General features: G+C 60.0%; 15 protein-coding genes. 7 read left to right on the top strand and 8 right to left on the bottom strand.

Going from position 1 to position 17779, the window contains the following annotated elements:
* Positions 1-38: 38 nt before the first annotated feature.
* The 4 genes from lexA to NTD87_RS21940 are packed head-to-tail and all read left to right on the top strand — an operon-like array spanning position 39 to position 5770.
* Positions 39-656 carry a transcriptional repressor LexA gene (lexA, locus tag NTD87_RS21955; RefSeq protein WP_262116278.1) on the top strand — a complete coding sequence of 206 codons (618 nt, stop codon included), beginning with the start codon at positions 39-41 and terminating at the stop codon, positions 654-656.
* Positions 656-1273, top strand: a complete 618-nt coding sequence (gene imuA / locus NTD87_RS21950) for a translesion DNA synthesis-associated protein ImuA (protein WP_262116277.1) — start codon at positions 656-658, stop codon at positions 1271-1273. Before lexA ends, imuA begins: the two co-directional genes overlap by 1 nt.
* A gap of 7 nt (positions 1274-1280) precedes the next feature.
* Positions 1281-2696, top strand: a complete 1416-nt coding sequence (locus NTD87_RS21945) for a Y-family DNA polymerase (RefSeq protein WP_262116276.1) — start codon at positions 1281-1283, stop codon at positions 2694-2696.
* Positions 2672-5770, top strand: a complete 3099-nt coding sequence (locus NTD87_RS21940; protein WP_262116275.1) for an error-prone DNA polymerase — start codon at positions 2672-2674, stop codon at positions 5768-5770. Before NTD87_RS21945 ends, NTD87_RS21940 begins: the two co-directional genes overlap by 25 nt.
* Before the next feature lie 25 nt (positions 5771-5795).
* On the opposite strand, the gene NTD87_RS21935 is transcribed toward NTD87_RS21940, so the two are convergent.
* Positions 5796-6794, bottom strand: a complete 999-nt coding sequence (locus tag NTD87_RS21935) for an acyltransferase family protein (RefSeq protein ID WP_262116274.1) — start codon at positions 6792-6794, stop codon at positions 5796-5798.
* Between the two features lie 369 nt (positions 6795-7163).
* Between NTD87_RS21935 and NTD87_RS21930 the strand changes: the two genes are divergently transcribed.
* Positions 7164-7403, top strand: a complete 240-nt coding sequence (locus NTD87_RS21930) for a YdcH family protein (protein ID WP_262116273.1) — start codon at positions 7164-7166, stop codon at positions 7401-7403.
* A 94-nt stretch (positions 7404-7497) separates the two neighbouring features.
* On the opposite strand, the gene NTD87_RS28155 is transcribed toward NTD87_RS21930, so the two are convergent.
* From NTD87_RS28155 to NTD87_RS21915, 3 genes are all read right to left on the bottom strand, one after another.
* Positions 7498-7719, bottom strand: a complete 222-nt coding sequence (locus NTD87_RS28155; RefSeq protein ID WP_410017504.1) for a hypothetical protein — start codon at positions 7717-7719, stop codon at positions 7498-7500.
* Entirely contained in the window at positions 7719-8873 is a 1155-nt protein-coding gene (locus NTD87_RS21920; RefSeq protein ID WP_262116272.1) for a sterol desaturase/SRPBCC family protein, read from the bottom strand. The genes NTD87_RS28155 and NTD87_RS21920 overlap by 1 nt, the downstream gene beginning before the upstream one ends.
* Positions 8874-8985: 112 nt before the next feature.
* Positions 8986-9849, bottom strand: a complete 864-nt coding sequence (locus tag NTD87_RS21915; protein ID WP_262116271.1) for a LysR family transcriptional regulator — start codon at positions 9847-9849, stop codon at positions 8986-8988.
* 141 nt (positions 9850-9990) lie between these two features.
* Here NTD87_RS21915 and NTD87_RS21910 point away from each other — a divergent pair, with 141 nt between their 5' ends.
* Complete coding sequence (locus NTD87_RS21910) at positions 9991-12615, top strand: MGH1-like glycoside hydrolase domain-containing protein (protein WP_262116270.1); 2625 nt, start codon at positions 9991-9993, stop codon at positions 12613-12615.
* Between the two features lie 33 nt (positions 12616-12648).
* Here the strand turns inward: NTD87_RS21910 and NTD87_RS21905 are convergent, their stop codons facing one another.
* From NTD87_RS21905 to NTD87_RS21895, 3 genes are all read right to left on the bottom strand, one after another.
* On the bottom strand, positions 12649-14367 hold the full coding sequence (locus NTD87_RS21905; RefSeq protein WP_262116269.1) for a hydrogenase maturation protein: 1719 nt from the start codon (positions 14365-14367) through the stop codon (positions 12649-12651).
* Positions 14368-14552: 185 nt separating this feature from the next.
* Positions 14553-15668: a TadE/TadG family type IV pilus assembly protein gene (locus NTD87_RS21900; RefSeq protein ID WP_262116268.1), complete on the bottom strand. Its 1116-nt coding sequence runs from the start codon at positions 15666-15668 to the stop codon at positions 14553-14555.
* A gap of 21 nt (positions 15669-15689) precedes the next feature.
* Positions 15690-16097, bottom strand: coding sequence for a TadE/TadG family type IV pilus assembly protein (locus tag NTD87_RS21895; RefSeq protein WP_262116267.1), 408 nt, complete (start codon positions 16095-16097; stop codon positions 15690-15692).
* A 620-nt stretch (positions 16098-16717) separates the two neighbouring features.
* On the opposite strand from NTD87_RS21895, the gene NTD87_RS21890 reads away from it, so the two are divergent.
* A complete protein-coding gene (locus NTD87_RS21890) occupies positions 16718-17200 on the top strand; it encodes an AAA family ATPase (protein ID WP_262116266.1) in 483 nt (160 codons plus the stop codon).
* A gap of 133 nt (positions 17201-17333) precedes the next feature.
* On the opposite strand, the gene NTD87_RS21885 is transcribed toward NTD87_RS21890, so the two are convergent.
* Positions 17334-17633: a hypothetical protein gene (locus tag NTD87_RS21885; RefSeq protein ID WP_262116265.1), complete on the bottom strand. Its 300-nt coding sequence runs from the start codon at positions 17631-17633 to the stop codon at positions 17334-17336.
* Positions 17634-17779 lie beyond the last annotated feature (146 nt).

Genomic DNA, 17779 nt, shown 5'->3' with positions numbered 1-17779 from the left:
CTGGCGGTTCTTGTCAGGGAAATCCGAGAAGAGTACAAATGTACTCCATGACGACTTTGACTCCCCGCCGTACCGCCATCCTGACCTTCATCCGCGACCGCATCGCGCAGCAAGGCCAGCCACCGAGCCTCGCTGAAATCAGCGAGGCGTTTGGCTTTGCCTCGCGCAGCGTGGCGCGCAAGCATGTGGTGGCGCTGACCGAGGCCGGTTTTATCGAGGTCAATGCGCATCAGGCCCGCGGTATTCGCTTGGTCAATCAACCGCCCCGCCCCGAGCTGCTGGACATCCCGGTACTCGGGCGGGTGGCCGCCGGTGCGCCGATGGGCGTCGATGCCGAGGTTCACAGCCGCTTGTGGCTGGATCCGTCGATGTTCTCGCGCACGCCGGACTACCTGCTGCGGGTTCAGGGCGATTCGATGATCGGCGACGGCATCCTCGACGGTGATCTGGTGGGCGTACGCCGCAGTGCCGAGGTGCAGAACGGCCAGATCGTCGTTGCGCGGCTTGAGGGTGAAGTCACCATCAAACGCTTTGAACGGGCAGGGGACAGCGTGCGGTTATTGCCGCGCAACCCGGCTTACAGCCCCATTGTGGTCAACGCCGATCAGGACCTGGCGATTGAAGGGGTGTTCTGTGGTCTGGTGAGGCAAGGGTGATGGGCGCCGTCGTTGCGCTGGATACGCTGTTCAATGGCGGCCAGGTCTGGAAGGGCCGGCCTGCGCCACCCAGCGTCAGCCCGCAGCCGACCGGGCATGGGTTGCTGGACGCCGTTTTACCTACGGGCGGCTGGCCGGAAGCGGCGCTGACGGAAATCCTTATCGCCGGGCAGGGCGTGGGCGAGTTGCAACTGGTCTGGCCGGTCCTGGCCCGGCTGACAGCCGCCGGTGAGCGAGTGGTGCTGGTGGCGCCGCCGTATGTGCCGTATCCCCAGGCCTGGCAGAACGCCGGGGTGGATCTGCGGCAGTTGTCGATCATCCAGGCCAGTGACCGCGAGGCGCTGTGGGCGGCGGAACAATGCCTGCGCTCGGGCAGTTGCGGGGCGGTGTTGTGCTGGCCGCAACAGGCCGATGATCGCGCCTTGCGTCGCTTGCAGGTGGCGGCGGAAACCGGGCAGACCCTGGCGTTTGCCTATCGCTCGCTCAAGGACGCCATCAACCCTTCGCCGGCGGCCCTGCGCATCGCCATCGATTCGAGGCCTGCGCAGTTAAGGGTGCTCAAGTGCCGTGGCGGGCTGGCCCGTTCGGCGCCAATTGCCTTCGCCACGGGGCAGTGAGGTTGGCATGCGCTGGGTCTGTATCCTTTTCCCGCAGTTGGCGCTGGACGCGGTGTTGCGTCAGCGCAGCGATCCTGGCGAGCCGCTGGCACTGCTGAGCGGCCCGGCGCAGCGCCGGGTGTTGCAGGCGGTCAATGAGTCGGCGCGGGCACTGGGGTTGCGCCCCGGCCAGTCGATGACCGCCGCCCAGGCCTTGAGCAAGGCTTTTGCCTGCGCCGACTATGACGTGGCCGAAATCGAGCATTGGCAGCAGTTTCTCGCCGCCTGGGCCTACCGCTTCAGCTCCCAGGTCAGCGTGCATTACCCGCGTGCCGTGCTGTTTGAAATCGAGTCGAGTCTGGGATTGTTCGGGCCCTGGCCGCAGTTCGAGGCGCGGTTGCGTGCAGAGCTTACGGCGCTGGGTTTTCGCCATCGCCTGGTCGCGGCGCCCAATCCGCTGGCCGCACGGATCCTGGCCAATGCCTACGACGGTCTGGCGGTGCCAGACAATGCAACGTTGCGGCCATTGCTCGGGCAGATGCCCATCGACCGCATCGGGCTTGAGCAACCGGTCGCCACCGCACTGTCGCGCATGGGCTTGCGCACCTTGAGTCAGGTTCAGGCGCTGCCGCGTCAAACCCTGGCCCGACGCTTCGAGGCGCAGGTGCTCAAGCACCTCGATACCCTGTTGGGTGAACGGCCGCTGGCCTTGGGGTTTTATCTGCCGCCGGACCGTTTTGATGTGCGGATCGAGCTGAATTTCGATGTGCAATCTCATCAGGCATTGCTGTTCCCGTTGCGCCGGCTGACCGGTGATCTTTCGGCGTTTCTGTGTGGCCGGGACAGCGGCGTGCAGCGTTTCGACCTGCATCTGGAGCACGCCGGGTTGCCGGACACGCTGATCAAGGTCGGTTTGTTGAGTGCCGAGCGTGATCCGGCGATGCTCTTCGAACTGGCGCGCGGTCGGCTGGAACAGGTGCAGGTCGAGGCTCCGGTGCGCGGTTTTCGACTGTCGGCGCAGGACTTGCCGAGTTTCGTCCCGCAGCGCCGGGAGCTGTTCGACGAGCGCCCGCAACAGTCCTTGCCCTGGGAGCAACTGCGCGAACGCTTGCGGGCGCGGCTCGGGGACGAAGCAGTGCAGGGCCTGGGTTTTCAGGCCGATCATCGACCAGAGTGTGCATGGCAGCCGAGGGCGCAGAGTCAGGTCTGTCCGGTGCGGCCTGATGTGCAACGTCCCGGTTGGTTGCTGAGCGAGCCGTTACCTGTGCATGAAGGCTCGGCGCGCATCCTTATGGGCCCGGAGCGCATCGAGTCCGGCTGGTGGGATGGCGCCGACGTACGCCGCGATTACTACCTGATCGAAACCCGCGCCGGCTCGAAGGCCTGGGCCTATCGTGCGGTGGGCGAGGCCGGGCCGTTGTGGCTGCAAGGCTGGTTCGCATGAGCGCCGGCTACGCCGAACTGCACTGCCTGTCGAACTTCAGTTTCCAGCGGGGGGCATCGAGTGCCCGCGAGCTGTTCGAACGGGCCAAACGCCAGGGCTACCAGGCCCTGGCGATCACCGACGAGTGCACCCTGGCCGGCATCGTCCGCGCCTGGCAAGCGGCCAAGGCGCTGGAATTGCCGCTGATCATCGGCAGTGAAATGCGCATCGAGAATGGCCCGAAACTGGTGCTGCTGGTGGAAAGCCTTGAGGGTTACCAGGCCCTGTGTCGGCTGATCACCCACGCCCGACGCCGCACGGAAAAGGGCCAGTACCGGGTGCTGCGCGAAGATTTCAGCGAGCCGTTACCCGGGCTGCTGGCGTTGTGGGTGCCGGATGCACTCGACGCGCAGGAGCACGGCGCCTGGCTAAAAGGTATTTTCGGCGAGCGGTTGTGGCTGGCGGTCGAGTTGCACTGCGGGCAGAACGACGCCCGCCGTCTGGCCGATTGGCAGGCCTTGGCTGCCCGGTTGCAGATTCCGGCGGTGGCCTGCGGCGACGTGCACATGCATACCCGTGGCCGCCGCGCCTTGCAGGACACCATGACGGCGATTCGTCTGCATGTGCGGGTCGCCGAAGCTGGGCAGCGCTTGCATCCCAATGGCGAGCGGCATTTGCGCAGCCTTGAGGCGTTGTGCGAGCTGTATCCACCGTCGTTGCTCGAAGAGACGCTGATCATTACCCGACGCTGCACCTTTGATCTCGGTCAGCTGCGTTACCAATACCCCCGTGAACTGGTGCCGCAAGGGCAGACGCCGACCTCCTGGTTACGCCGGTTGACCGAACAAGGCTTGAGCAGACGTTGGCCTGAGGGGCCGGACAGCACGGTCATGGCGCTGATCGAAAAGGAACTGAAGCTGATCGCCGAGCTCGGTTACGAGAGCTACTTTCTCACCGTCGAAGACATCGTCAGCTTCGCCCGCAGCCAGCGCATTCTGTGTCAGGGGCGCGGTTCGGCCGCCAACTCGGCAGTGTGTTATGCCTTGGGTATCACCGAAATCGACCCGAGCCGCACGAGCATGCTGTTCGAGCGCTTCCTCTCCAAAGAGCGTAACGAGCCGCCCGACATCGACGTCGACTTTGAACACGAACGCCGCGAAGAAGTCTTGCAGTACGTGTTCCAGCGCTATGGCCGGACCCGGGCAGCGCTGACGGCGGTGGTCAGCACTTACCACGGCGCCGGCGCGATCCGCGACGTGGCCAAGGCCCTCGGTTTACCGCCGGACCAGGTCAACGCGCTGGCCGATTGTTGCGGCCATTGGAGCGACGATGTGCCGCCGCTGGAACGCCTGCGCGAAGGTGGCTTCGACCCGGACAGCCCGGTGCTGCGCCAGGTGTTGAGCCTGACCCGGCAACTGATCGGCTTCCCCCGGCACCTGTCCCAGCATCCGGGCGGTTTCGTGATTTCCGAGCAGCCGCTGGACAGCCTGGTGCCGGTGGAAAACGCCGCCATGGCCGAACGCACGATCATCCAGTGGGACAAGGACGATCTGGACATGGTCGGCCTGCTCAAGGTCGACATTCTCGCCCTCGGCATGCTCAGCGCCATTCGTCGCTGTTTCGACTTGCTGCGCTACCATCGCGGGCGGGACCTGAGCCTGGCCAACATACCGTCCGAGGACCCGGAAACCTACGAAATGATCAGCCGCGCCGACACCATCGGGGTGTTCCAGATCGAGTCCCGGGCGCAGATGTCGATGCTGCCCCGACTCAAGCCCCAAAACTTCTATGACTTGGTGATCGAGGTGGCCATCGTCCGTCCCGGCCCGATCCAGGGCGGCATGGTGCACCCGTACCTGCGGCGACGTAATGGTGAGGAAAAAACAGTTTATCCCTCCCCAGAGCTGGAGGCCGTGCTGGAGCGCACCCTCGGCGTGCCGTTGTTTCAGGAACAGGTCATGCAGATTGCGATTGTGGCGGCCGACTACAGCCCCGGCGAGGCCGATCAGTTGCGCCGTTCCATGGCGGCCTGGAAGCGTCACGGTGGTCTTGAACCGCACCAGAAACGACTTCGTGAAGGCATGCTGAAAAACGGTTACTCAGAAGAATTCGCCGCGCAGATTTTCGAGCAGATCAAGGGCTTTGGCAGCTACGGTTTTCCCGAGTCCCATGCCGCCAGTTTCGCCTTGCTGACCTACGCCAGTTGCTGGCTGAAATGCCATGAGCCGGCGGCATTCGCCTGTGCGCTGATCAACAGCTGGCCGATGGGTTTCTACAGCCCGGACCAGATTCTCCAGGACGCGCGCCGACATCAGTTGCAGATCCGCCCGGTGGACGTGGCCGCCAGCGATTGGGATTGCAGCCTGGAGCCGACTGACGGCGAACAACCGGCGATTCGCTTGGGGTTGCGCATGATCAAGGGTTTTCGCGAAGACGACGCCCGTCGTGTCGAAGCGGCGCGTTTGCGGGGCGAGTTCATCGACATCGCCGACCTGGGCGAGCGCGCCCGACTCGATGCCCGTGCCCAGGAGCAACTGGCCGACGCGGGAGCGTTGCACAGGCTGGCAGGTGATCGTCATCGCGCCCGTTGGGAAGTGGCGGGGGTGCAGAAACAGTTGGGGCTGTTCGCCGGGTTGCCGAGCCAGGAAGAACCTTGCGTGGTGTTGCCCAAACCGACCGTGAGCGAGGACCTGCAAGCCGACTACAGCAGCGTCGGCACCACCCTCGGCCCGCATCCATTGGCCTTGTTGCGCGATGAGTTGCGTGCCCGACGTTGTCGCAGTTCACGGGAGCTGTTGGAGGTCGAACATGGGCGCAACGTCAGCGTCGCCGGCTTGGTCACCGGCCGCCAACGCCCGGGCACGGCCAGTGGTGTGACGTTCGTGACCCTTGAAGATGAGTTCGGCAACATTAACGTCGTGGTCTGGCGCGACCTCGCCGAGCGCCAGCGCAAAGCATTGATTGGCTCGCAACTGCTCAAGGTCGACGGGCGCTGGGAGAAGGTCGGCGACGTCCGGCACCTGATCGCCGGACGCTTGAGCGACCTGAGCTCGTTGCTCAACGGCATCAGCGTGCACAGCCGGGATTTTCATTGAACCGAAGGCCGGGTCAGCACGTGCGCTAGACGGTTACCTCAACACGCTGTAGTTGTTCGTCCCCATACCTGACACCGGTCCGAAGTGCATGACGAAGCTTCAGGGCCGGCCGCTCGATGCAGTAATACGATAGGCCGCTCAATAAAAACGACAGCACCAACACCGCTGTGACGGTAAGCGTGCTGTATTCAACGGGCCAGAACGCACGGAAGAAATACATCACGACGAAGTGATTCAGAAACACGCCATAGCTGATGTTTCCGAAGAGCTCATCAATTCGGTGGAATTTCAGCTTGCTCAGCAGGAACACCGCCGGAATTCCCAAGGCAATACCAGCGGTCACTTCGGCGTTGAAGGGCAGGCGCGGGATAACCCCGGTCATGATTGCCAGAAACATCAGCGCGGCAGCCGCGGTCGTACCGGCGGCGATCACCAGCCCCTTGGCCTCTGCCCTGTACAGGTAGCTGCCGCACAGGAAGATAAACAGGACCCCTGGCAGCAATCGGTAGCCGTACACATCGGTGTTGATCAGGCCAAGGCAGGCAATCAGAAAAACCACGGTTGAGAGGGCAAACGCAGGGCCTCGGGCTTTGTAGATGATCAGGAACGGTATCACCAGGTAAAAGCACATTTCGAGCCCCAGCGACCAGGCAGGCGGCAAGATCCCGGTCCCGACGGCCTCGAACATATAGAACCCCAAGGGAATGATCGAAAGGTTCGCAACGATGTTCTTCAGGGTCAGCTCAGTTGCCTGGGGCGTTCCCGGCAGCAGGAAGTAGATCACCGCGCACGAAGCAATCAGGTACAAAAGAAATTGTGGGTAAAGCCTCAAGACCCGGTCCACATAAAACCGGTGGATTGATTCAGGCGTTCTGTAGTTCCTCTCGATGAGCGAAGTCATTACAAAGCCGCTGATGATCAAGAAAGAAATCACGGCAATAACGCCGACATTCAGCCCCACAACGGTTATACCCATATGAGAAATGGCCACAAGGATAGCCAGCAACAGTCGATAAGATCCCACTCACGTCCCCCTGAACGTCCTTGTAATAAGGGGGCGTAAAGTACGTTGCTTTACGCTAGGAGGACAGCCCTTTCCCTACGATTTTGTGGTGGTTGCGCGATAGAGGGTTAGGCAGGGTGTTTGGCTTCGTCAAACAGAGCGGCGGCCATACCGGGATTGCCGACGCGCGGTGCTCAGCACAGGGGCGGGCAGGAGACTATTCTGGTGGTTGAGGGCAATGAAGAAATACAGTAACGATAACGGCACGTCCGACCAACGGGCACCGCTGGTTTGATTGATGGTCGACAACAACCGCCGGGCGAGGCCATTCTGATAACTGGCGAACGCGCGCCAAGGCGTTCGCCACCGATCAACAAACGGAGGTGTTCCATGCCGGTGAACCATGACCTGCCTCAGGACCTGAGCTACTCAAAGGAAGTCATACAGCAAAAGCGTGCCATTGATCCCCATCTGAATGCGCTGCTGGATAAATATACGGAAATCGACAAACGGGTCCTGGAGGCGGAAGCCCAGGCTCTGGCGGATGACAAAGTGAGGAAGCTCAAGGAAAAACGCCTTTCGCTCAAAGACGAAATCTCCAAAAGTCTAAACGGCTCTTCCAGAGCGTAACCTGCGTACGGGGGCGCAATGCCGCCCCCGTGTTGCAGTCTATTGCGGGTGTCGCAACGCGTTGGCCAATGGCAACGCGCCATGTGGCTGGACTTCAGCGAGCCGAAATACAATCTGTCGGCGTACCCGCGAACCGTGGTGATCGGTGAGTCATTGCCGTTGCGGGCATCCTGCAGGTTGGCGATGCCCCTTCCGGTTGTGGCGTCCAGGCCACCGATTGAACCTTGGTCGGCGACAGCAGCAGGAACAGGCCGACCACCACCAGCACAACTATCAGAACCCCGCGAACGCTGAGTCGACGTGGCATCTTGTTCATCAGGCGACTGCTCCTGTCTGGGTCGGGATCGTCTGCTGCACCATGTCGCGCAGGGCCAGCATCGAGGCCGCCGATTCGTGTTCGATACGCCGCTTGAGCAGCAGTTGATTGACCAGGCGCATCAGCAGACCGCTGAAGCGGTATTCCAGGGTGCGAACGAAGCGCGTGCCGTCACCCTCGCTGGCGCATTCATAAGTCAGCAGCAGTTCCAGGCCATGATCACCCAGAGCGCGAGCGCTCCAGCGGCGGCCCGGCAGGTACTCGTTGACCTCCCAGCTCAAATGCCCGGCCCGGCCACCGGCATGGATGTCCTCTTCAAAGCGTGCGCCCGCGTGCAGCGACCCTGGCTGGCCGTCGACCTTCAGCGATGACGGGTGCCACTCGGGCCAGCGTGTCGCGGTGCTGGCGTAGGCGAGCACGGCGATCGGGTCGCGCGCGATGTCGACCTGGTGCTGCAGGCGGGTCATGGGCGCTCTCGTCGTTTGGAGGTGCGAATGATCGGGTTCAGCTTCCCAGTACAGCGTGCCGAACAGGTAGTCCATCAACGGGAAAACGATATTGAAATTACGCTCCTGCATCAGCTCGCGACGGTGATGCAGTTCGTGCAGACGGCGCATCTGGCGAATCCACGGCAGGCGGGTGGCAGGGTTGCCTGGTGGCAGATGCTCGCAGGCGTGAAACACCTCGTAGGTCAGGTAGCCGAGGATCATGCAACCGGCGAACAGCCCGGCGACGTTGCCATTGAGCTGTTTGAGCAGCCACCAGGCGGGCAGGGTGATCACCAGGCTATGCAGCACGATCAGCCAGGCCGGAAACAGAATCACCCGCCAGTCGCGCGCCGTGTCGTAGGCCATGTAGCCAGGGGCAAAAAAACTGTGGTGATCGCCGGCGTGCCGGGCATAGAACAGCCGCGCAAAGGTTTTTTTGTGATGGCCAAGATGGCGGTGTACCACGTAGACGCCGACATTGAAAAACAACAGCGTCAGCGGCACCGCCAGCCATTCCAGGGGTTGCACCTGATGCACGGTGCTCCAGAACAGCGTGATGCCCAGCAAACCGAAGGTCAGTACAAAACCACCGTGCAGCCACGGGTTGTAGAACCGATGGATATCGGCCCGGTAGCGGGTACGAAACGCCTGCGTGGTTTGCCTCACCGCGATCACCTGTTGTCGTTCTTATAAAGACAAGACTAGTCGCCGCGAAATTATCTGGCCAATGGAGGTTGGGAATGGGTGGGTATTCACGCCGAACGGGTGCGGAGATTGCTCAGATCAACGGATCCCAGCGTTGCGACCAGTCGCTGTCGGTCTTGACCAGTTCGCGTAACAACTCGAACGCCTGTTGCAGCACTGCCGAGTCGCGGTCCCGCGAGTACACCAGATAGGTCGGGTAGCTGAATTCCGGGGCTTTGGGCACCCGCTCCAGCACGCCGCTGTCGAGGTAGGTCTGGACCACCCGCGTACGGAAATAACCGGCGCCACCGTTTTGCAGGATGTACTGCAGTGCCAGAGGGCCGAGGTTGAAGCTCAACGCGGCTTTGGCCTTGTCCGGCAACGCTGCGTCGTGCTGGCGGCGAAACTCTTTGCCCCAGTCGATGTAGACGTAGGGCTCGGGCCTGTCCGGCAGGCGCACCAGGATGAGTTTTTCCTCCAGCAACTGTTCCACTTGCAGCCGTGGCCAGTACTCGGGCTGGAACACCAGTGCAGCATCCAGCACGCCCATTTCCAACTGACGCAGCAGGTTTTCGCCGTCGCGGATTTCTGTGCGCAAGGCATGGCTGGGGATCTTCTCGCGCAGTTCACGGGCCCAACTGAGCATCAGCGGGTTGCACAAACTGACCTCGCCGCCAATGTGCAGTACATTGCGGTAGCCTTCCGGCAACGGCAGATCCCGGCGCGCCGCTTCCCATGTCTGTACCAACTGATTGGCGTACACCACAAAGGCTTCGCCGTCGGCAGTCAGGCGGGCGCCGGCGCGATTGCGCACGAACAGGGTGCTGGCGAGCTGGTTTTCGAGTTTCTGTACCCGCGCGGTGATCGCGGTCTGGGTGACGTGGAGCTTTTCGGCGGCGGCCGCCAGACTGCCGTAGCGAACGATTTCCAGGAAGGTGCGGGCGAGATCGATGTCCATAAGCAGTCGCTGACGTAAAGAGCCCAGCAGTGTAGAACAAGCGTCCATCTGAACTCGAGCGCAATGAGCAGGACGCGGTGTGCATCAGTGCGAGTCCTCGCTCTACACTGCAAACCACCCGAAGAAACAATGGACGTTCCCATGACAGCACAGTCAACCGCGAACATTCTCGACACCGTCGAAGGTCAACGTTTGGCCGGTGATGAGGCTGAGCGCTGGCGCGAGTGGGGGCCGTACTTGAGTGAACGGCAGTGGGGCACGGTGCGCGAGGATTACAGCGCCGATGGCGATGTCTGGTGCTATTTTCCCCATGAGCACGCGCGCAGCCGGGCTTACCGTTGGGGCGAGGACGGGTTGGCGGGGTTCTGCGACAAGGCCCAGCACTGGTGCCTCGGGTTGGGGCTGTGGAACGAACGCGATCCGATTCTCAAGGAGCGCCTTTTTGGCCTGAACAATGCCGAAGGCAATCACGGCGAGGACGTCAAGGAGCTGTATTTCTATGTCGACGGGGTGCCGAGCCATGCCTACATGCGCATGCTCTACAAATACCCGCAGGTGGCGTTTCCCTATACCGACCTGGTGGCCGAAAACGCCCGTCGCGGGCTGGACGATGGCGAGTATGAAATCCTCGATACCGGGGTGTTCGAGGACGACCGCTACTTCGATGTGACGGTGGAATACGCCAAGCACAGCCCGGACGACCTGTTGATGCGGGTCAGCGTGCACAACCGTTCTGATCAGCCGGCGCGTCTGCGGGTGCTACCGCAGGTGTGGGCACGCAACACCTGGAGTTGGGGCGGTGATGGACCAAAGCCGAGCCTGACGCTGGCCGGTGACTCGGTCATGGCGCAACACCCGATGCTGGCGGACCGGCAACTCAGTGCCTGGGGCGCGCAGGGGTGTGAGTGGCTGTTTTGCGACAATCAGACCAACTACCCGAAACTCGATGGCGTGGCCGCCAGCGGCCCGTTCAAGGATGGCATCAACGATTATCTGGTGGACGGTGTAGCGGGGGCGATTCGACATGACGCGGGCACGCGGGTGGCGGCGCATTTCGTCCTGGAACTGGATGGGCTGGCGAGCAAAAGCGTCTACCTGCGTTTTGCCCCGGTCGGCGCACCGAGGGTCAACGCCAAGGCGCTGTTCGAGCGCCGCCATGCCGAGGCCGATGACTATTACGCCGTGCTGCAAGCACAGATGCCCGACCCGGACGCGCGGAACGTTCAGCGCCAAGCGCTGGCCGGGCTGCTCTGGTCCAAGCAGCTGTATTACTTCGACGTCAATCGATGGCTCGATGGCGACCCCGGTCAACCGGCGCCACCGCCCGAGCGACGGCACATCCGCAACACCCACTGGCGGCATCTGTCGAACGCCGACATCGTTTCCATGCCCGACACCTGGGAATACCCGTGGTACGCGTCCTGGGACCTGGGGTTTCAGGCCGTCGCTTATGCATTGATCGATCCGGGGTTTGCCAAGCATCAACTGCTGCTGTTGGTCAAAGACCGCTTTATGCACCCCAACGGCCAGCTGCCGGCCTACGAGTGGCGTTTCGACGATGCCAACCCGCCGGTGCATGCCTGGGCCAGTTGGCGGGTGTATCAGCGTGACAAGGCCTTGACCGGTGTCGGCGATATGGATTTTCTCGAGCGGATTTTCCACAAGCTGCTGCTGAATTTTTCCTGGTGGGTCAACCGCAAGGATGCCGAAGGTCGCAACCTGTTCCAGGGCGGGTTTCTCGGGCTGGACAACATTGCGTTGTTCGACCGTTCGGCCGTGTTACCGCAAGGTTTTCAACTGGATCAGGCCGACGGTACGGCGTGGGTGGCGGCGTATGCGCTGGACTTGATGCGCATCGCCCTGGAACTGGCCAAGCGCAATCCGGTGTACGTCGACATCGCGGTGAAGTTCTTCGAGCACTTCCTCTACATCGCTGGCGCCATCAACCGGGTGGACTATGCCGAAGAAGGTTTGTGGGATGAGCAGGACCATTTTTTCTACGACGTGTTGCACCGGCCCGACGGCGTCAACGAACCGCTGCGTTTGCGTTCTATCGTCGGCCTGATGCCGTTGTTTGCGGTGCAGGTGCTGGAACAGCATGAACACGAAGGGCTGCCGGGTTTGCGTGAGCGATTATTGGGGTTCATGCACCATCGGCCGGACCTGGCGAGCCTGGTGTCACGCTGGACTGAGCCCGGAGAAGGCAATCGGATGTTGCTCGCGCTGTTGCGCGGGGAGCGCACCAAAGACCTGCTCAAACGCATGCTCGATGAGGCCGAGTTCCTCTCCGAATTCGGCGTTCGCTCCTTGTCCAAAGCCTTTTCCAGGCAAGCTTTTGCCGTGCAGATCAACGGCAATAAGTTATGTGCTCACTATGAGCCGGCGGAATCCGGTTCGCGCCTGTACGGCGGTAACTCCAATTGGCGCGGGCCGTTGTGGATGCCGATCAACTACATGTTGATTGAGTCGCTGCGCGAATTTCACCGCTACTACGACAACAACTTTTCGGTCGAATACCCCAGTGGTTCAGGTTATCTGGCGTCGCTTGCAGAGGTGGCCGACAGCTTGAGTCAGCGTCTGACACGGCTGTTTCTGCGGGACGAAAACGGTAGCCGGCCATCGATGGCCGGCTATGCGCAGCTCCAGGCCGACCCGTTGAGCCGGGACCTGGTGCTGTTTCACGAGTACTTCCACGGCGAAACCGGTCGTGGTCTCGGCGCATCCCATCAAACCGGTTGGAGCGCGCTGGTGGCGTTGTTGCTCTGAACGCCACGCAATTTCCGTAGCAGCTGGCGTCAGTCAATCGACCAGTGTGGCCTCACGCTCCAATGCCCACGGCGCGATCAGCCGCTGTGGGGTCTGGCAGGTTTTGCGCTTGAACACGAAGTTGCGACACTTCTCGGCAAACTGTTGGCGGTTGTGCACCATGTCCAACTGCATCTGTGCCAACTCGTTTTTGCGGCAGCGTTCAATCTGTTGAAGGTCCATGTTTGCCTTACGCGCGCGATACACGGCGTATTTTTTGTCGGTCAACGCGCTGCTGGCCTGTTGCAGCAACCACTGGGCGAACTCGTGTGGGCAGCGCGGGCCGATGTCCTGAATCATCCCCCATTGTCGCGCCTGAAAAACACTGAGCGGCAGGCACTCTTCGGTGAGCGTGTGCGCAACTGCGCTGCCGACTGCGCGGGGCAGGCTGTAGGTCCAGTATTCGGAGCCATACAAGCCCATGGTTTTGTAATGCGGATTGAGCACCACGCCGGCCCGGGCAAACACGATGTCGGCCGCCAGCGCCAGCATCACACCGCCGGCTCCGGCGCTGCCGGTCAGGCCGCTGACCACCAGTTGCCGGGCCGTCAGCAGTTCCTGGCAGACATAGTCGATTGCCTGAATATTGGCCCAGGCTTCCAGCCCCGGTACCTTTGCTGCCTGAATGACGTTGAGGTGCACGCCATTGGAAAAGCTCCCGCGCCCGCCCTTGATCAGCAGCACGTGAGTGTCGCGAGCCTTGGCCCAACGCAAGGCGGCGACCAGCCGTTGGCACTGTTCGGTGCTCATGGCGCCGTTGTAGAACTCGAAGGTCAGCTCACCGACGTGGCCCGACTCCCGATAACGAACAGGTTGGTAAGCCGCCTCGTTGAAGGGTTGACTGGCGATCGAGCCGTCCAATACCGGGATAGCACCGAGCTGCCCGGCCAGGACATGCCGTGCCGGCAACTTGAAGGTCTCTTCCCCGGGCTGAGCCTTACGCTTGAGCGAGCCGATCCACAGGCTGTGATCGCCGGTCGCGACCAGTACGGCATCGTCCTGCACGGCAAGGATTTCCCCCGGCATGCCACTGTTTGAATCCAGATGGGCGTCGTACAGGTAATACTGCCCACCGGCCAGACTCGCCAGCACACCGGGCTGGCCGTCGGCGGCGTCGATACTGCGTTTGATGAACCGTGCGCAATCGTGCCAACTGAAGGTTCGGTCGGCCTGCTTCATGTTCGGCTGCAAACGCCCGATGACCTTGGGGTGCGTGTAATCGAGTGGCGTCGGGACGAAGTCGCTGGCGAACTTCTCCACCACATCGCGGATGCAATGGATCGCGGCGTCACTCACCGGGCCGTTGTACAGCTCGGACTTGCGCACGTCGGCGGGCATATTGAACTCATAGGTCGACCAGATCGGCCCCGCGTCCATTTCTTCCACCGCCTGCAAGGCCGTGACGCCCCAGCGGCTGACCTGCTGGGTGATGGCCCAGTCCAGCGCGCTGGCACCGCGGTCGCCGACGATACCCGGGTGAATGATCACCACCGGTCGCTCCGGGTTGCTCCAGAGTTGCTGCGGCACGCGATCCTTGAGAAACGGGCAGATCACCAGGTCGGCCGCCGATTCCTCGATCTGCCGGCACACGGTGGCTTCGTCGGTGAACAGCACCACGCTGGGCTCGTGGCCCGATTGGCGCAGGTCCAGCCAGGCGCGTTGGGTCAACCCGTTGAACGCCGATGACAACAAAATGATCTTCAATGACCGCATGGATGACTCTTCCCTGAGGATGCGCGGCCGGAGGCTCCCATTGAGCCGTCCGTGGCCTTTGATGGAAGCGCAAGGGTAGAGGCTGTGTGGCGAGGGTTACCTGATCGAGATCAATCTTGTGTCAGCAAAACGGTCATCAGTTTTGAACGTTCCCACGCGGGGGCGTCACCAGTGTCCGGTAAAGCTTACTGAACAAGCCGTGGTGGTGTAATGGCGCCATACACTGGGCCAATGCCACTTGAGTTGACAGGGGGGCACTTTGTACTCATTTCAGCTTGAATGTATTTACCTGATCCCCCATTCGCCAAGTCGATGTGGAGACAAGCAAACGCCACAATGGGAACCGCCGCATGAGTAGTTATATTTCCAACGATAGGAATAGTAACGTACTCGCAGGTTTTGTCCCCTGCCGCACTGCAGCTATTGACTGAGCTGAAAAGTGTGGTCTTAGTGCCAGGCTGAATCCAGGTATTATCCCCGATGCTGAGTGCTGTCGGGTTTCCATTAGTAATAAGGCCTCTTATTGTTGGAACGTCATTGGCGTCAACAGAAAATGATGTCCACTGCCCAGCTTCGCAGGCTCCGGTATGATAGGACGATCCAATTTTAATGACATAGGGCTTTCCCGTGGCGGGATCATTTATCGGTTGTGGCGGATTTGAGCTTGAATTCCAATAGTTAGTGTACATGCATTGAGTCATTACGACGGGGAGAAGCCCCTGCACAACGGTGCCGGGGCTTGATATTACCGCAGTAGCAGTGGAAGTAATGGGTACGGTGTTAACCCCAAAAATGCTTGCAATAAACGTATGTACAGGTCCGCCGTTAAAGCCGGTATCTTTCTTGATCCTCACTTGCACCGCTGGGAAATCTGATGCGCCCGGCACAGCATGCACGCCAAGCGAAGTGTTTGTAACATTCCAATAACCGGTATTAATACTGCCGCTGGTGATGGTGGCGCTTTCGCTTTTATTTAATGCAAGCGCCGTAGTTGCGTGACTGGATGCTGTAGTGAAATCTGGCGCGTTGTTAGTTGAGTTTCCACATTCAGTGCGCGGGTGTAGGCAACCCGTGCCTGCAAGGGCAGAGGCATCAGCGGCGTTTTGAAGTTCGTTACGCACAACGTAAGCATAAGCAAAATCCACAGCCAATGCTGTAACGCCGAACAGCACGGGCAGTGCAATGACAACCAAAATTAACGCTGCGCCTTGTTGATTTCTCTTGACCCCAACATGGCCCGCTATTTTTTTGGGGCTGTAGGGGCGTGCGGCAATGCTTTTAATTTCAATCGCTGTGCACATGGTGAACATCCTGAGTTGAAGTCACTCATTTAGCATCACTGTTGTCGCCGACAGGTTAATCGGGTTATTGACTACATGGAGAATGCCGCCCAGAACCATCGTGGAGTATGGGTATGTAACCTGGACGCTGAGTTGCGTTCCAAACGCCCCGCCAGCCCCTAGCGGAGTGACTGTCGGGGTAACGGATGATCCAAATGTTATCAAATTAGAGCCCAAATAATTATTGGCAACACTCTGGATTTGAGCGGTGGTGAGTTTAGGGGACTTTAATACTATGCCGGCTCTTGCTGCTTCTCGGCTGGCATTGGTTATTATGGCCTTGTCATAAAGGGCAACGCTAAACTCTATAATGACAAATATGATGAGAAAAAGAACGGGTAAAACGAGTGTGAGCTCGACAGCGGCAAGCCCTTGTTCTTTTTTCTTCATGCTATTCACCTTTTACTTATCCCGCATCGTTGTCTACTATATGCTTGCCTTTGCGATGGTTCATGTTCTGGATTTGCAGGTGCCACCCAAACAAAAATTATGGATAATGCTATTGTTTCGTAAAATAATCAGCCGACTACGTATTTACGATAGATCCATTTGGCCAGAAGTAAAGCCTGTCTTGCGCTCATTCTTGCAGCGCCGAAAAATTTCAACCCGCACGCACAGTGGTTGCGTGGCTGGCGGTTGAAGTAACTCCGCAGAGGCCAATTTTCGCTCGGCCTGACGCGTTACCAATATAAATCAACGATATAAGTAAGTGCGCGGTGCTGGTGCGTTCATTGAAGGTTTATTCCGAAACGCTACATGAATCTATAGTTATTCAAGTTTTCGCAATATTAGTGAACGGTTGATGGGGGTTGGCATTCTTTAATATATCCGGAGTCTATAGGGGGATTTCAGGCGGGTTGCGTCAAGTGATCGAGTTGGAGTTGTCGCTTGTGATGCAGTGGTCGTCGCTAATGACCGCGATGAGTCGATAGCGGACTCGTCTGTCTCATCGGTTGCCCCAGCAGCAAGCGTTGGGCATCATCCGTGACTCGCTACAAGGAATATCTCCCATGACAGAAACTACACTGCATCTGATGTGTGGCAAGATCGCTTCGGGTAAATCGACGCTGGCAAAAGCGCTTGCCGACGAGCACGCTGCGATTCTTGTCAGCGAGGACCGATGGCTTTCGAAGCTCTATCCGGAAGAGATCCATTCGGTGACCGATTACGTTCGGTGCGCGCGGCGCATTCGCGAAGTATTGGGGCCGCTGGTCGTCAGCATGCTTACCGCAGGTGTTTGTGTGGTACTTGATTTTCCGGCAAACACGGTCTCGGATCGCGAGTGGCTGCGCACCTTGGCAGATCGTTCGCATGCGCAGCATTGTCTGCATTATCTGGATGTTGATGATGAGACTTGCCGAGCCAGATTGCGTGCGCGGAACGCGGAAGGCGATCACGATTTCGCAGCGACGGAGGCTGAGTTTGATCTGATCACAAGCTACTTCAACGTTCCTGGTGCGGAAGAGGGGCTGGTTGTCGTTGTTCATGAGTAACGATCAACGTTGCGCTGAAGCAATCTAGCTGCGCTCGGGAGTTTTCGAGGTGGACGCTGCCCTCGTCATGACCGACTGGCGTTCGGTCAGGTGGTTGACCGCGAACCGAACGGCCCGCTTTGCTGTCGCTCTATTAATGTTTGCACTCCGCCAACACCACTTGGCAAGTATTCGGCGTGCCACCGGATTGGCCGGCATAGCGTATGCAATTATCCAGGGATTTTTTGCGAGCAATGCTCAAGGTGGAGCCCCAAGCCAGGCCGCCCTCGCCGACAGTGGGTAGCGCTTTTGCATAGCAGCTTGAGCCTGTGCTTGAGGCCGAATAGCGAGACGTGGCAGCTTTGCCTGCACATCCTGCTGTCAGCGCCAGGTTGATGGCGAGCAGGGAGGGCAGGACCCATGACGAGTATTGGCGCGCTGTTTTTCCGGTCATCCCATTTCCCCTGTCTCAAGAGGTTAGAGGCGTGTTTGTGGTCGTGCTCTACTCAGATTAGACGGTGTTGCGCTTGCCCTTAGGTCGGTTTAGCGGACTTGGCGCATCCCAGATAACGGGCCGATGCGCGGAGACCCACGCATCGG

This window comes from Pseudomonas sp. 6D_7.1_Bac1, assembly GCF_025465945.1.
GTDB lineage: Bacteria > Pseudomonadota > Gammaproteobacteria > Pseudomonadales > Pseudomonadaceae > Aquipseudomonas.
This window is presented reverse-complemented; position numbering and strand designations above follow the sequence as displayed.